At 52.9% G+C, this 14,866-nt stretch carries 15 protein-coding genes; 2 read left to right on the top strand and 13 right to left on the bottom strand.

Going from position 1 to position 14,866, the window contains the following annotated elements:
- Positions 1-10: 10 nt before the first annotated feature.
- Positions 11-673, bottom strand: a complete 663-nt coding sequence (radC, locus tag B7994_RS08140) for a DNA repair protein RadC (RefSeq protein ID WP_088637976.1) — start codon at positions 671-673, stop codon at positions 11-13.
- 390 nt (positions 674-1,063) lie between these two features.
- Between radC and ilvB the strand changes: the two genes are divergently transcribed.
- Entirely contained in the window at positions 1,064-2,782 is a 1,719-nt protein-coding gene (gene ilvB / locus B7994_RS08135; protein ID WP_088637975.1) for a biosynthetic-type acetolactate synthase large subunit, read from the top strand.
- A gap of 15 nt (positions 2,783-2,797) precedes the next feature.
- A complete protein-coding gene (ilvN, locus tag B7994_RS08130; protein ID WP_088637974.1) occupies positions 2,798-3,292 on the top strand; it encodes an acetolactate synthase small subunit in 495 nt (164 codons plus the stop codon).
- Positions 3,293-3,468: 176 nt separating this feature from the next.
- Here the strand turns inward: ilvN and B7994_RS08125 are convergent, their stop codons facing one another.
- From B7994_RS08125 to nirJ2, 12 genes are all read right to left on the bottom strand, one after another.
- On the bottom strand, positions 3,469-5,361 hold the full coding sequence (locus tag B7994_RS08125; RefSeq protein WP_144063805.1) for a S8 family serine peptidase: 1,893 nt from the start codon (positions 5,359-5,361) through the stop codon (positions 3,469-3,471).
- Between the two features lie 266 nt (positions 5,362-5,627).
- Positions 5,628-6,041, bottom strand: coding sequence for a hypothetical protein (locus B7994_RS08120; RefSeq protein WP_088637972.1), 414 nt, complete (start codon positions 6,039-6,041; stop codon positions 5,628-5,630).
- Complete coding sequence (locus B7994_RS08115; RefSeq protein WP_088637971.1) at positions 6,031-7,344, bottom strand: FISUMP domain-containing protein; 1,314 nt, start codon at positions 7,342-7,344, stop codon at positions 6,031-6,033. The genes B7994_RS08120 and B7994_RS08115 overlap by 11 nt, the downstream gene beginning before the upstream one ends.
- A gap of 29 nt (positions 7,345-7,373) precedes the next feature.
- Complete coding sequence (locus B7994_RS08110) at positions 7,374-8,030, bottom strand: hypothetical protein (protein WP_088637970.1); 657 nt, start codon at positions 8,028-8,030, stop codon at positions 7,374-7,376.
- The gene (locus tag B7994_RS08105; protein ID WP_088637969.1) at positions 8,030-8,668 is read right to left on the bottom strand and encodes an OmpA family protein; all 639 of its coding nucleotides are present in this window, start codon (positions 8,666-8,668) and stop codon (positions 8,030-8,032) included. Before B7994_RS08105 ends, B7994_RS08110 begins: the two co-directional genes overlap by 1 nt.
- Before the next feature lie 3 nt (positions 8,669-8,671).
- The gene (locus tag B7994_RS08100) at positions 8,672-10,315 is read right to left on the bottom strand and encodes a fimbrial protein (RefSeq protein WP_088637968.1); all 1,644 of its coding nucleotides are present in this window, start codon (positions 10,313-10,315) and stop codon (positions 8,672-8,674) included.
- Positions 10,316-10,329: 14 nt separating this feature from the next.
- Entirely contained in the window at positions 10,330-11,238 is a 909-nt protein-coding gene (locus tag B7994_RS08095) for a hypothetical protein (RefSeq protein WP_088637967.1), read from the bottom strand.
- A 9-nt stretch (positions 11,239-11,247) separates the two neighbouring features.
- Positions 11,248-11,967, bottom strand: coding sequence for a hypothetical protein (locus tag B7994_RS08090; protein WP_088637966.1), 720 nt, complete (start codon positions 11,965-11,967; stop codon positions 11,248-11,250).
- Positions 11,967-12,797 carry a hypothetical protein gene (locus B7994_RS08085; RefSeq protein ID WP_088637965.1) on the bottom strand — a complete coding sequence of 277 codons (831 nt, stop codon included), beginning with the start codon at positions 12,795-12,797 and terminating at the stop codon, positions 11,967-11,969. The genes B7994_RS08090 and B7994_RS08085 overlap by 1 nt, the downstream gene beginning before the upstream one ends.
- A gap of 63 nt (positions 12,798-12,860) precedes the next feature.
- Positions 12,861-13,352: a tRNA adenosine(34) deaminase TadA gene (tadA, locus tag B7994_RS08080; RefSeq protein WP_088637964.1), complete on the bottom strand. Its 492-nt coding sequence runs from the start codon at positions 13,350-13,352 to the stop codon at positions 12,861-12,863.
- A complete protein-coding gene (locus B7994_RS08075) occupies positions 13,352-13,789 on the bottom strand; it encodes a hypothetical protein (protein ID WP_088637963.1) in 438 nt (145 codons plus the stop codon). Before B7994_RS08075 ends, tadA begins: the two co-directional genes overlap by 1 nt.
- Positions 13,789-14,781, bottom strand: a complete 993-nt coding sequence (gene nirJ2 / locus B7994_RS08070; RefSeq protein ID WP_088637962.1) for a putative heme d1 biosynthesis radical SAM protein NirJ2 — start codon at positions 14,779-14,781, stop codon at positions 13,789-13,791. Before nirJ2 ends, B7994_RS08075 begins: the two co-directional genes overlap by 1 nt.
- Positions 14,782-14,866 lie beyond the last annotated feature (85 nt).

Here is a 14,866-nt window from a genome sequence, read left to right as displayed (position 1 = left end):
CGCCACGAAACTAGAGGCTTTTCTCGAACATTTCCGGGTTCTCGCGACAGAGGCTAGTATATCCGCCCTTCCCAACGATGATGTGATCGATGACCGGAATCTGGAGCACCTTCCCCGCCGCACACAGCACCCGCGTAATGGTATAGTCCTGCGGGGAAGCCTCAGTAGAACCCGAAGGATGGTTATGCGCAAAGATGACCGAGACCGCATTGTCCTCGATGGCCTTCGCAAAAGCCTCCCTCGGTGCGATAGGAGCCTGGTTCACTAGTCCGGAAGTGACTTCGTGAACGCCGATGACGAAGTTCGCCGCATTGAGGGTCACCACGACGAAATGTTCCTTCTGCTCAAACTTGAGCCCGGCGAGGCGCGCAAGCAGGTCTTCGGGCGAGAGGACCGACACCGCCTTCGAACTCAGTATGTAGCGGTTCGAGAGTTCCAGACAGGCCAAAATCTGCGTAGCCTTGACGGTCCCAAGCCCGCGTATTTTACGCAGGGAATCCATCGAGGGTAGCGTGGTTGCTGAAGAAAGGTAGTCCGAAATATGGCGAGAGAGTTCGAACACGCCACACTCGCGGGTACCGCTTCCAAGAATCAGGGCAATGAGTTCCTCATTGGAAAGGGCACTCGCCCCCCTCATCCGGAGCTTTTCGCGGGGAAGTAGATTTTCATGCATAGGCAGTCCTTAGGATCGTTTCTACCTTATAAAACGAGTTCAGGGGAAAAATCAGCCAAAAAGGCACCTTTTTTATAGAAAACAGGAAAAAGGAGAATCACCGGGCAACATTCGCCAGCAAAAACCACTTATTTTTACCAATCAACAAATCAAAATAACAAAAGTTTCACCAAAAACAGGACATTTTTAGCATCAAAACAAGAACGCCGAGTAAAAATAGTGTAATATTTATCAATTTTTCACGACAAAAATTTATTCAAAACGCAATCTTTATAAAAAATTCGAATAATTTTTCAATTTTTGCAACAGAATCTATTGCCACTTTAAAAAAAATCTCCTATATTTTTAAGCAAACACCAAAAGACAATCTTCTTTCAGATAGGAAAAATTATGGCAAACAAGACTCTTAGCGGTGCCGAAGTGATTATCGAATGCCTGAAACGCGAAGGCATCGACACCATTTTCGGCTATCCCGGTGGATCCGCCATCCCGATGTTCGACGCAATTCTCGATTCTAATATTAAGGTAGTCCTCTCCCGCCACGAACAGGGTGCAACCCACATGGCCGACGGCTACGCCCGCCAGACGGGCAAGGTCGGCGTCGCCCTCGTGACGAGCGGTCCGGGTGCAACCAACACGTTCACCGGCATCTACACCGCCCTCATGGATTCGAGCCCCATCGTGGTGCTCGCCGCCCAGACGACGACCCCGAACCTCGGCAAGGACGCCTTCCAGGAATGCGACACGAGCGGCATGACTTTCGCTGCAGTCAAGCATTCTTACCTGGTGAAGGATTCCAACGACCTCCCGCGCATCATGAAGGAAGCCTTCCACATCGCCCGCAGCGGCCGTCCGGGTCCCGTGCTCATCGACTTGCCCAAGGACGTGACCGCAGGCCCCTGCACCGCCCCGTTCACCGACCAGATGGACCTGCCCGGCTACAAGATTCCGACGTACGCCCCGACCGAAAGCGTCGAGAAGGCCGCCGAATACCTCAAGAATTCCAAGAAGCCGTTGCTGCTCGTGGGCCACGGTGCCATGATCAGCGGGGCCAGCCGCCAGGTGAAGGAACTCGCCGAAAAGATCGGCGCTCCGGTCTGCTGCACCATGCTCGGCCTCGGCGCCTTCCCCACCAATCACGAGCTTTCGCTCGGCATGCTCGGCATGCACGGCACCGTGTACGCGAACAAGGCCGTGCTCGACTGCGATTTGATTCTCTCCATCGGTAGCCGCTGGGATGACCGCATCACCGGCAAGCTCGAAGTGTTCTGCAAAGACGCCATCAAGATGCACATCGACATCGACCCCGCCGAAGAAGGCAAGGTGTTGCAGCCGGATGTGTTCATGTGCGGCGACGCGAAGCTCGTGCTCGAGCAGCTTTTGCCGATGGTCCACAAGCTCGATACCGCCGAATGGATCAAGACTTGCCAGACCTGGAAGAAGCGCTTCCCGCTCACCTACCCCAAGCAGGGGGGCTTACGCATGCAGCACGTGATCGCGACTGCAAGCAAGCTCACCAAGGGCAAGGCCATCGTCACGACCGACGTGGGCCAGCACCAGATGTGGGTTGCCCAGTTCTTTGACATCAACTATCCGCGCCAGCTGCACTCCAGCGGCGGTGCAGGCACGATGGGCTTCGGCTTCCCCGCAGCCATCGGCGCCGCGTTCGGCAACGAGACCGGTTGGCCGGTCTTGAGTTTCAGCGGTGACGGCGGCTTCCAGATGACGGAAGCGGAACTCGCTACCGCCGCCATCCACAAGCTCCCCATCAAGATCTTCGTGATGGACAACAAGTACCTCGGCATGGTGCGCCAGTGGCAGGAACTCTTCTACGACCACCGCTACTCCAGCGTGGACATGGTGGGCAACCCCGACTTCGTGAAACTCGCCGAAGCCTACGGCATCCCGGGGCTGCGCATCAAGCGTGCCGCCGACGCCGAACGCGTCATCCAGAAGGCGCTCGAATACAAGGACGGCCCGATCCTCATCCACTGCGAATGCGAGAAGGAAGACAACGTGTTCCCGATGATTCCAGCGGGTGCGCCCATCACCAGCATGATTACCGAACCGCCCAAGGCTAAACTCGAAAAGCCCACAGGATCGACCTAATAGGAGGACATTACCATGATAGATAAAGGACATTCCATTAGTTTGTTGGTGGCGAACCGCCCGGGCGTGCTCGTGCGTATCGCCCTCGTGTTCTCCCGCCGTGGCTACAACATCGATTCCCTCGTTGTCTCCCCCACGCTCGACCCGAACTTCAGCCGCATGAACATCATCGCCCACGGCAATCCCGAAATCCTGATGCAGATCATCAAGCAGCTCGAGAAGCTCGTCGACGTGGTGCAAGCGAAGGACCACACCGGCACGGACGCCGTCGAGAAGGAACTCGCACTCATCAAGGTGCGTTGCACTCCAGACCAGCGTACCGAAATTCTGCAGCTGTGCGACCACTTCAAGGCGAACACCGTCGACATGACCGCCACTTCGATGATCATCCAGATTACCGGAAACAGCACGAAGGTCGACACGCTCAAGAGCCTGTTGCAGAAGTTCGAAATCGTCGAATACATCCGCACGGGCAAGGTCATCATGCTCCGCGGCGAAGACAAGACTTAAGCGACCGTTCGCGCCAAACTCGGGGACTACTTCTCCGGTCAGCGCTCACTCTCGCAACCGCCCCTGGTTAATACCAGGGGCTTTGTTGCTCACGGACGACCGCCAGCACCTTTAAAAATCAAATCCCCGAAAACCTTCTGGCTTTCGGGGATTTATTTATCCGGTGGTCAAGGAAATCAGTTTGCCGAGGCGACGTCAAAGCCTATAACGGCCTGCCTATAGTTTTCGGAGCGTGAATCTTCCGTATAGAGTAGTATGCGGAACGTCAGATACTGCGCACTCGAGGTAAACGAAACCTTCTCGAACGCATTACCGCCACTGCGAGATGACGTCTTGTAATTATAGACATCTATGTTATCGACATTCGAAGAATTACTCTCGTACACATACAGATCAAAGTCCTGCGGGATCTTGCCATAATTGGCAATATCGTTACCACTCGTCAACCAGGCAATGGCCGCAGAGAAATTGTACTTGTTGTCCGGGCGCTTAACGCTAAAGCGGATTTCAGTCGAGTTGCCTTCGGAATGCGTATAAAGATTATCCCAGTCGCCAATCCAATAACGCGATTCATGGAAGTAGTCATTGTGGAAACGATTAAAGACCGTACTCCTGTAAGTCGGCACCTTTGTCGTCGCCGGGGTTTGCCCATGCGGATACGGCGTATTGATGTTGTTATCACCAGAAGCCAAAAGTACCGCCTTGACCACTTCAGGATGCCAACGGTAGAAGGGGTTGGCCCTCAGGAGCCCAGCAACCATACCTGCCGTATACGATGCAGCAGATTCGGTTCCACTATAGTAAGGATCATAGACGAAAGCCTCTTGCGTAAACCAGTTGGTATACGTCCTCTTCCTGTCGTTATCCATATAGAAATTGGTGTAACCGTAGATTTCAGGCTTGCTAGAACCATTATTGGTATAGTAGCCATTCGGGCAATTTCCAATGCCTCTAGTACAGTACTTGGAATTGTTCGACGTATAGTCCGCAATTTTCTGGTCACCGGCATTGACGGCGCCAACCGTAATGGCGTTGGCCGCATGCGCCTGAGCATTAAGCTGGGCATCGTTGTTTCGAATCCAGTAATTACCTGCAGCCACAACTTCTACAGTACGATTGTTGTAGATATAGTTATCCAGGTCCCTGGCCTCGGGACCATAGTACACAGCATCCTCCTGGAGCACCTCGGGGCTATTCGCGCGATTATGGACGCCCATATACACCTGCGGAGTCTTGGAGCCCGGATTTTGAGGCAAGGCATTAGTGACAAAGACCCTGGTATTTTCGGTAGTCGAAGCCTGAAGTATGCTGTACGTCCTGGCCGAAAGCATTTCGGTTGCCTTACTCGGGAAAATGTGGTCGTTTTCATCGTAAACGAGATACTTTACGACCTTTGATGGATTCAATCTTACAGGGAACGCATCCGCATCCATATAGAGGCCGACATCTCCACATTCCTGACACTGGCTATAGCCAGAGTTATACAGCCACCATTCAACATCCCCCTTTTTGGCAACATTATATTCCAAGGCTGAGAAAGGAGTGGAATTGTTGAAGTTATAATAGTACTGTTCCGTAAAATCAAAACCATACACATTGGATGCGGGACCATTATTGGGCGAACTGTTATTAACAATCAGGCCATTAGGCGTATAGTTCTGTACAATGTTAACGGGTTTAAAGACGTTATTCAATTCGTTCAAATACGTATTGCTGGAACCATTAAGCAACTCGTAATAGCCATACCCTTCGTACCCGTTTTGATAATACCGTTTCAAATAGAATGAATAAGGATTCCCGTTCTTACTAAATGCGAGTCCCCTAGTGCTAAACGCACCCTCTAGGGCAACGAGGCCATTCAGGCCGGACGAAAGTTTCTTCAAGGACCTGTCACCCCGCAACGAGGCGGCATCGTGCTGGCGATCCTTTTTCATTGCACCATAGTCCACATTCCTGTAGACCATCGGGGAATTCTTCTTGCTCCCGTTACGGCCAAGAAGGTCATAGTTTGTCGCGGCAAAGGCTGCTGTACACCCCATCGCCACACACAAGGCTAATTTTTTATTCATCATCTACTCCTATTTTATGAACAAAATATTGTCCTCAAAATGTAGATTCCGAACAAACTAGCACAACTTACATAAAAACGTTATTTATACTATCCCCTTTCTAGAGGCCTTGTACGAAGCCTTCAGCACATTGCCATACATAAGCCTATCCTTCAACACCGGCACACATAAGGATGACATTATTTGTCTCGTTTATGCAATACACCTTTTTAAGGGCATGCATAAAAAAAATTTACCTCGAGACTTTTCGCTCGAGGTAATATCTCCTAGAATCCAAGGACGGCCTCGGATATTTCGTAGGCCTCGTCGGAGGAATCGTCGGCATAGTCCGCAATAAACTCGCCCCACCCCTCACTCGTGCCGCAACCAATCCCAACCTCCATCGACGACCACTTGAAAACGCCATAGACACGTTCAAATCGTTCCATCAGTTCATCGAAAAAGTCTTCAGGAAACTCGTCGTCGACAAGCAGCGAGCCATCCATGGCCATCAGTTCTTCTTCGGGCAATTCCTCGAAACGGCACTCGTACTCGTCGGTCATCACGTCGTCAACACCGTACCAGTCACCAGAATCCACTCCCGGCAAGTCGGCCTCCGGGAAGCGTTCCATCAGTTCGTTCCAGATTGCATCTAGATCGGCACTGTTCCCGACAAAGCGCAGCAGAATCCTATAGTCCATTGCACGACCCCAACTTGACACAACGCACAGATACGTAGGTGTTGGAAGAGAACGTATTTGATGTAAGACCCGTACTGTAGTAATTCATGCTCACTCCGGTTTGTGCCGCCGAGCAAACATTCCCCTTGTCCGCTTCCCAGAAATAGGTAGAGATTGTCAAATCAGAGAACGAGCCATTATCATATATGCCTGCCGGGAGAGCCGTAAAGCCAATATCATCCGTTCCGTTTCCTCCGTGCCAGTCTTCCGTGGACATCAATCTTGTCGCACTCAAGCCGGCAGCATAGAACAGATTGTTCCATTCGGCATTAGTAGGCAATCTCCAGCCTTCCGGGCAAACCTTCGAGGCATCTTCCCTAGAATAGAGACGTCCGTACTTCTCGCAGTTTTCTTCCTTATCTGCATAGCAGCGGCTATTTTCCGATTCAACATTCAGGTTTTCGGCCATCCAGGTCACGCCACCGAAATCCAGAACCTTGTATTCCTGGCCTTCGTATTCCAATGTCGAATAATGGAACTGGAATCCCCCTCTGTTCGTTTCACCCTTCCATTCGACCGATTCCGGATCTTCGACGAGGCAGCGAATCGACATTCCGTGTTCCTTGTAATACCTTCCCGAATCCAACAAGTCATTATCATCGCGGAGAGTCCAGCCCGAAGCCGTTGCGTTGTCTATCTCGTCGGCAGTCCAGAAGAACGCGAACAGCCCGCTTTCCAGGAAGCCGCCTTCCATGTTACGCCTTCCGGCAGGAAGCGCATCGAAACTGTACCAGGTGGAATCATAGATAAGGATGTCAGAACTCCAGCTTTCCCAGCCTTCCGGCGCCTTAAGGATTTCGGCAACAGCCCACTCCCCGGAGAACTTATCCGCAACCATCGCCAAATACACCCAATCGCTATTCGTCGGCAGGCGAAATCCTTCCGGGCAGATTCCGCGCAACTGGGATATGTTACGCCCCAAGGTCCTTTGCGAATAGTCCGAAGAAACATTCCTTGCCGCAGTCCAGGAATAGAGCGGGCCAAACTTGGCGCATTTCGCGGGGTCATCGTCAGGGCACCACATATTGCCCTCCAGATTCGGCGATTCCGTGCTATCCTTATAGCGCAAGTTCTCGGCCAGCCAAACATCACTGCCGACCTTGATTACGCGATACCTTTCGCCATCACGCTGGTCGACGAATACTCCGTCCTCTATGTGGACTATCAACGAAGAATCTTTGCCCGTGTCAAAACCGGAATCACCACAGCCCACAAGAGACAAGGCGAGTGCGGCCAACACATAGAAAAACATAATTTTTTTCATAAGTACCCCTTTCCCTAATGAATATACAACTATTTTTTCTCTTGTGGAGCAAGTCTTTCGACGATGCGGAACAAATCGTTATAGATATCAAGAAAATCTTCGACCCAAATCGGGTCTCGTTCGCCCACCACCTGAAAAGTTTCCTCGAGCGTATGGCGGGCATTGTACGGGCCCACAAGCGTACCCGCGGGCTGTACGAATGTCCCCGAACGGTAGTCGCTAGAAGCCAGACGAGCCCTGTACGAGCGGCGTAGGCGGGCAATGAGGGCACTGCGAAGCGCAAGCAGTTCCTGGTGCGCCTCGAGGATATTCGATTCCTCGATCCACTTTTCGACCAAGTCCAGACGGCGCAAAATGGCATCCCGTTCCGTAGCAGGCACAAGCATCTTCTTCCTGGCTAGCGTGCTGCGGACCTGTTCGACAATGCCTTTCAGCAGGTCTGCATTCCAGAACACGATGGGGGCAGCCTCGCTTGCCGTATCTGCGGCTGCGGGAGGCATGTGGGTTTCCGTCCACCGGGTCAACTTATCCAGTACCATTCCCGCTTCGGGAATCCTGTCAATCGCGATATAGTCTTCGGCTCGTTCCAGAAGCATATCGGCATAGACCATGCGCCAATGCGGAAGACTTCCAGACTTGCGTATGGAATCTATCGTGCGGCGTACGGATTCTATGCGTTCCTGCATTAGCGGGTACTCCCCAGGCGTAACGGTGTCACACCGATTTCCACGCGACGATTGAGGCGGCGGTGTTCCTCGGTGTCGTTGGGGTACTTGGGCTGGAATTCGCCGAAGCCCGCAGCAAACAGGCGGTCAGAAGGGAACCCTTCCTTAATAAGCGTCTTCACCACGTTCACGGCGCGTTCGGTAGAAAGGTTCCAGTTCGTGTAGGTGGTAGAGCCGCTGAACGGGATGTCGTCGGTAAAGCCGCTCACCATAATTACATCGCCAGTATCGAGCGCATCGAGCAGGCCCTTGCTGATACCCTTGATGACGCCGATACCTTCCTGTGTGAGATTCGCGCCATTGGTCGGGAACAGGAACGAAGCCTGAATCTGAATTTTCCCGTCTTCAAGCGCGATAAGGCCCGCCTCGATAGAAGTCTGCAGGCTCTTCGCCAAAAGCGCATTGCGCTCGGCGGCAATCTTGCGCATTTCTTCCTGGCAGCTGAGCACTTCTTCTTCGGTACGCGTAAGGTCTTCGGCCTTCTGCTCCTTAAGTGTTGCCATGGCGACAAACGCCAATATGAACAGCGATACCAGGGCTATGCCAAGGTCGGTATACGCCATCCAGGGATTGCTGCCTTCTTCGCGACGCAAACGCATAGGCTAGCCCTCTGCCTTCGGAGACGACTGCTGTGCCGCGGCACGCTGTGTCTGTTCGAGAACTTCCAAAAGGATTTCCTGCGTCTTGACCGCATTTTCCATAAGCACTTCGCTTGCGCGTTCGTGGAACGCTTCGAGAGACTGGTTGAGGCGTTCGACAAAATTCTCTTCGTCTTCGTGCTCGGAAGTATCGCCACTGAGTTTTTCGAGAATGGTCTCGAGAGCGCTGCGGAGCATTTCGAGGTTCGCGCTGAGTTCGCTCTGGTTCACGCGCATGAGTTCTGCGGTCTGCACGATGTTGCCACCGAGAGCGTCCGTCGCTTCCTTCTCCTTCACGACACGGTTGTCGATGCTTTCGGTAAGCGCCTTCTGGGCCTCGAGCAGCACGGCAGACGTATCGGAAAGTTTCTGGAATGCAGAGAGGATATCGGAAGAAAGTGTAGAGAGCTTTTCGGCAACGGACTGCGAAAGTTCCGCAGAACCCGCCTGAGCCTTCTCCGCCACCTGGAGCGCCACCGTCTTGAGGGTCTCGAGGCCCTCTTTCTGGGATTCCACGTTTGCGCTCGTTTCGGCAGACAGGCGGTCCATGAAAGCCTTCCACTGTTCGCCGGACTGTTTCACCTGTTCGGAAACGGCAACGGCGACATCCTTCGACGCACCCTCCATGGACTTTTCTGTCGCAGCGGCGACACCCGAAAGGCCTTCCTTCAACGTAGAAGAAATACCGTTCAGTTTTTCATCAAGCTTGCCAGGAATTGCGCTCACGGAATCGGCCAACGAGGTAATTTCCTTTCGCACCGGGTTGAAGGCATCCGAAATGCCACCGCCGATACTATCGCCAAGTTTACCGAGGGAACCGTTCATGTTGTCGAGAGTGCTCAAAAGTTTTGCATTAAGTTCAGAGACAACCGCATTGAGCGATTCCTGCACGGAACCGGTAACCTTGCGGAGATTTTCCTCGACGGAATCGAACAGGCGAGCAAGATCGTCCCTGCTCTTCTCGTTCTCGCCAGCAGATTCGCCCTGCATGCTCAGGGTAAGCGCATCGAGACGCACGATAAAGGCGTCACGGCGTGCAAGGAAGATCCCACGGGAAGCATTGAGCACGAGGGCTGCGAACAGGCCGCAAAGGCTCGTACCGAAAATACCCTTCATGTTGCCGAACAGCACCTGGATAGTATCGAGCGTACCCTGCGTCGAGGAATTGTCGATAGCCACACCGGCCGTGGCGACGGAATACATAAGACCGAAGAACGTACCCATAAGGCCAAGGAGGATCACCGTGCCGCCGGAACTGCGGGGGACAGCCACAGTAGAACCGTTCGAAAGGACCTCAAATGCAATCGGGGAATCGAGCCTGAGTCCCTGCGAAAGCATCTCGCGCGCCTGATTCAAGCGCTTCGCCACAATTCCGTCACCTGAGACCGAGAACGTGTGGCGGCTCTCGCACGATTCAATAAGGCTTTCTTCTTCGCCGATGCGCTTGAGGCTTGCAAGAAGCTTGAACTGGTCAACAATGAAGACAGCGAAAATCGCCACCATGATGACCCAGCCAAAAAGCGGTGCACCGAAGTAGGAGGCGCCAGCCACCAACACGGCAAGACCGACGACAGAGAGAACGAGAATCAGGTTGTATGCGTTCTTCATTTTCTTCCTTAATGTTAGGCCTCGGCAGAGGCCGTTGTTTCAAACAAGTTCAACTGTCCACGGGAAAACCCGCGGAGGAAAACAGACCACTTACTGTGATACCATTCAATCACATGGAGCGTCAATTCACGAGCGTAATCACAGAAGTCATCCGTAAAAGCGAGGAATCCGTTTTCATAGGCGTAATGCGGGTTCCAAAAACGGCCAACATTCCTGGCGCACGAAGCCGCCGTGCGGTAATAGCGGGCCGGAGCCTTTGTATTGAACGCTGCGGCAAAGCGCTTCTTGGCAAGGGAATTCAACGAACTGCGCAAGGAAACCACCATTGCGTTTTCCTTTTCACGCAACGACGATTCCAGGCAGGGCAAAAGTTTAGAGACCGCATCGACGGCACTTTCGCCATGCCAGTACTTGCAGAGTTTTTCTTGCAACTGCATTACGCGGCCATGCATGCGCACAAACAGCGGTTCAGCATCGCTTACCAGCAAATGGATTGTCGCCGAATAGAACGCGCTTATATCCTGCTTGTTGTTCTTGACCGTAAGGGCCCAGCCCTTCTCCTCATCGTGATGGATAAAGTCACCGCCTTCAAGCAGCAGGCGCAAGACCTCGTCGGTCGAAAAGCGCTGCATCCACTTGGCGCGAAACTCGTCGTAAAGCTTGTTCGCATCGGCAATAATCTGCGGGAAACTTGCGTCGGCAAGTTTCCATGCCGTCTCGCTGTAAGAAATCTGTTCGGAATTTCCGACTGAAGGATCGAGGTTGTTGAGCAATGCGTCGAGATGTTCAAAAAGAGCAATGGACCAGGTGACCATCATGGATTGGGATAAATCCGCCACCATGGACGACCTGTTCGGGCAGGCATTCAGGCGAATGCTCGCACCAGTCATCTTTCTTATGGACCGACGGAAAGCTTCTTCCACATGAACCTCTTAGAATCCAGTCTCTATGCGCTGCCAGACACTCCGGCTCACGCGCTTGCCTGCACCCGCCAGTTCGTCGGATTCCTTGCGGACATCCGACTCCAGGTTTCCCTTGATGGCAGAGAGATCGCCATTATAGTTGCCGCCCGCTTCAAGATACAGCCCGTAGACATTCTCGGTAATCTTGGAATCGGCAGAAATGACCTTGCCCGCACGTACGGAAAGCGCAAAGCGGTTACGTACGAAATCACAGCGTGCAAGGAATACCTCGGGGACATCGTCGACCCAGAGGCCGTAGTAGTTGTTCACGAACTTCACATTCTCGAAAATTCCGCGGGACCGGAACACCGTATTGCGAAACGCATTCTGGACGACAAAGTTCTTTACCTCGAAGGGACGGTTCGTAGACACGAAATGAATTCCGTTCCAGCTTCCGCTGGAATCGACGCTGCGGAACACGACAGGCTTGGCTTCCGTACCCAGGATATGGACCGACCCGCGGAGGGTTAGTTTCGCATATTCACCCATGTGCACGACAACGCCCGGTTCAACATAAAGCGTATCGGTAGAGGTAACCACGACCCCCTGTTCAAGGATGTAGGGGCTATCCTTCTCCGTAAGGCGGATGTTTCCGTTCTCAGGATGAGGGAACGGCATCTCACTCGCAAGGGAGACAACCGCAAGCAGCAGCGCCGAGCAGAATACTTGTCTAGAACCGCGCGGGAACATCAGAACTCACTCCGAAGCTTGATTTTCTGGAGCACGTGCATATCGGGTATCACGGCCCCCGCAACAAGGTCATTCACGTCGACATGGCCCGAAAGGTCAAGCGACACCGACGAGATAACGCCATGTGTCATATCGAACAGGATAGAACCCGTACCGACAACAAAGCCCTTGCTTTCCATCTGCACGTTCACGGTAGTGTCCGCCACCTCGCGATACTTGACGTTCATCCCGATTTTCGCCATCTGGACACCATCGTGCAGGTAGACCTCCTCGAGGGTGAAGGACTTGTAGACCGTAGTCGTCTTGTTGCTCTCGGGAATCTCGACCGACCGTTCCCAGGTCTCGCCCACCTTCACCGGGTTGCCCGGAAGAATCGGTTGCACCTTCATGAACAACTTGAGCAGGTTGAGTTCCTCGGAGCCCGGCTGCAGGGCGACATCTTCCACAGCAGGTTCGCTCACGGAGCCGTCAGGAGCCATCTTGTACTGGAAGTGCTGCGTCAGGAGATACTTCTCGATATAGAGGTAATCCTCGACCGTGCGTTTATCGCTCTTGTAGTCGACCGAATCAATCTTCATCTCGAAACGGCCGGAGCCATTGTCGTAGGCCACCAGTTCGGAAAGTGTCGCCTGCACCTTGAGGTGGGTCTCCATCGCCTCGGGGACGGTGACTCCGGAATCGCTCGGGAGCATGGCATCGATGGATGATTCCAGGAAATACTTTTGAACGGGGGCACTCTGGGTGTTGAATGCCAGGGAAACGTCATTGCCATCGCAAGAACACAGGAAAATCAGCGTAGCCGATGCTGCGCAAAACTTGATAAAACTCATACTTGAAATTTAAGTAAAAAGAAAGGAAAAGCGCAGGAAAAAACGGCTTTTTAAGGCAAAAAACTAGGATTTCGCCCCAGAGTCGCCCTTTTCAAGACGCATCCGCTGGAAGAACGCCTTTAGGAGCCCAAGGCACTCGTCGGCGAGCACTCCGCCCACCACCTCGACCTCGCGCTTGAGTGCGTTGTTCGAAATGACATCGATGGTCGTCCCGCAACCGCCAAAACGGGTGTCCGGGGAACCGTAGACCACGCGCGAGATGCGACTGTTGAGGATGGCGCCAGCGCACATCGGGCACGGCTCAAGTGTTACATATAAAGTAACACCTTCCAGGCGCCAGTTTTCGAGCTTGCCGGAAGCCGTGCCGATAGAAAGGATTTCGGCATGGGCGGTGGCGTCCTTGAGCATTTCAATCTGGTTGTGGCCGCGACCGATGACTACGCCATCCTTCACGATAACGCAGCCGATGGGGATTTCCTTCTCCTCGAAGGCCTTTTGCGCCTCGCGAAGCGCCATGCGCATGTATTTTTCGTCGTCGTTCGTGTTATCCATCATCAACCATTCTCTTCAAAATCTTTCATTTGCCTTTTATATTCAGCTTCCTTTGTTGAAGTGTTCTTCCCTTCACGTTTTTCTTTACAGATATTCATAGCCGAATTAAAAAGGTTACTCAGATCATCTTCAACTTCATCAGGGGATTTTTCCCAAGGCAGAACATGTTTTCCAAAAGACCTTCCTAGAAAAACAATTGGAAGCATCAAAAGCCAAACTCCCAAAGTTAAACCTAGCCACGCTGATATACTACTCAAATCAAAATTGCTAAAATCGTCTCCACAAAAAAATTCAATAAACCACAAAGCACAGAATGCCGGTAATGAAATTAGCCAAACTTTCCATTTAAGATTTTCTCTTTCGATATACTCCTTTGACTTAAGCAAAGAAGGTATAGCGACGAAAATCAATATTATCAGGATTACCGGCCAATGAGCCACTACTTAATTCCTCTCCCATAGGCGCAGTAGCTATCTTCCTGCATGTAGTCGCCGTCGTGGTAGTAGGCGGCGCGGGCACGGCAACCGCCGCAGCGGTCGTTGAACTTGCACTTGCCGCAGGCACCGGAGTATGCCTTGGTGCGGAGTTTTTTGAACACTTCGGCATTGGCCCAGATTTCGTCGAACGGGGTATCGTGCACGTCGCCCGCCTCTTCCATCATGTAGGCGCAGGGGCGCACCTTGCCAATGGGACTTACGATGCAGTAGTCAATGCCCGCAAGGCAGCCGCGGCTGTAGCGCGTCTTGATATCCAATTGGTCTGCGATGCGCAGGAACTGCGGGGCGCAGGTGGGCTTGACGGGGATGCCGAGCGTGCGGCTCTTTTCCATAATCTTGCGGAGCAGGCCCTCGTATTCAGCGACGCGCAGGGCGTGACCTTCAATTTCTTTTCCGCGACCCACAGGGATGAGGAAGAAAATCTGGTGGTTCACCGCACCGATTTCCTTGACCCAGTCCATGATATCTAAAATTTCGTTCTGGTTCCAGTCCATGATGGTCGTGTGGATCTGGAACGGGAGGCCCGCCGCCTTGCAATTCTCGATGCCCATCATCGTGAGTTCGAAGGCGTTCGGGAGCCCGCGGAAATCGTTGTGGCGCTTGGGATCGATGCTGTCGATGCTGATGCCCATCGCCATGGCGCCCGCCTTCTTGAGTTCAAAGGCCAAGTCGTGCGTAATGAGCGTGCCGTTGGTGCCGAACACCGGGCGGAGTCCCTTGCTCGAGGCGTGTGCCACCAGTTCCACGATGTCCGGGCGGGTCATCGGCTCGCCACCACTGAAAATCATGATCTTGAACCCCGCCTTCGCGATTTCGTCAATCAGCTTGAGGGACTCCGGCGTCGTGAGTTCGGCAGCCTTGTTCTCGCCCGCGTCCTGGTAGCAGTGCTTGCAGGTCAGGTTACACTTGTTGGTGGTCATCCAAGATACAATCATTACAAACCTCGTTCAGAACGCCCTACAAGATAGAAATCTGCAGAAGAAAACAGGCAAAAAAACTATCTTTAGCGCCAAAAAACAA

Origin of the sequence: Fibrobacter sp. UWR2 (assembly GCF_002210285.1) — a bacterium.
GTDB lineage: Bacteria > Fibrobacterota > Fibrobacteria > Fibrobacterales > Fibrobacteraceae > Fibrobacter.
Note: the sequence above shows the minus strand (reverse complement) of the source record. Positions and strands in the feature narration are given on the sequence as shown.

Coding starts and splice junctions, on each gene's coding strand:
- ilvB (WP_088637975.1), top strand. CDS start 1,064: ATGGCAAACAAGACTCTTAGCGGTGCCGAAGTGATTATCGAATGCCTG.
- B7994_RS08120 (WP_088637972.1), bottom strand. CDS start 6,041: ATGGACTATAGGATTCTGCTGCGCTTTGTCGGGAACAGTGCCGATCTA.
- B7994_RS08090 (WP_088637966.1), bottom strand. CDS start 11,967: ATGTTCCCGCGCGGTTCTAGACAAGTATTCTGCTCGGCGCTGCTGCTT.
- B7994_RS08125 (WP_144063805.1), bottom strand. CDS start 5,361: ATGAATAAAAAATTAGCCTTGTGTGTGGCGATGGGGTGTACAGCAGCC.
- nirJ2 (WP_088637962.1), bottom strand. CDS start 14,781: ATGATTGTATCTTGGATGACCACCAACAAGTGTAACCTGACCTGCAAG.
- radC (WP_088637976.1), bottom strand. CDS start 673: ATGCATGAAAATCTACTTCCCCGCGAAAAGCTCCGGATGAGGGGGGCG.
- B7994_RS08100 (WP_088637968.1), bottom strand. CDS start 10,315: ATGAAGAACGCATACAACCTGATTCTCGTTCTCTCTGTCGTCGGTCTT.
- B7994_RS08110 (WP_088637970.1), bottom strand. CDS start 8,030: ATGCAGGAACGCATAGAATCCGTACGCCGCACGATAGATTCCATACGC.
- tadA (WP_088637964.1), bottom strand. CDS start 13,352: ATGATGGATAACACGAACGACGACGAAAAATACATGCGCATGGCGCTT.
- B7994_RS08085 (WP_088637965.1), bottom strand. CDS start 12,797: ATGAGTTTTATCAAGTTTTGCGCAGCATCGGCTACGCTGATTTTCCTG.
- B7994_RS08105 (WP_088637969.1), bottom strand. CDS start 8,668: ATGCGTTTGCGTCGCGAAGAAGGCAGCAATCCCTGGATGGCGTATACC.
- ilvN (WP_088637974.1), top strand. CDS start 2,798: ATGATAGATAAAGGACATTCCATTAGTTTGTTGGTGGCGAACCGCCCG.
- B7994_RS08115 (WP_088637971.1), bottom strand. CDS start 7,344: ATGAAAAAAATTATGTTTTTCTATGTGTTGGCCGCACTCGCCTTGTCT.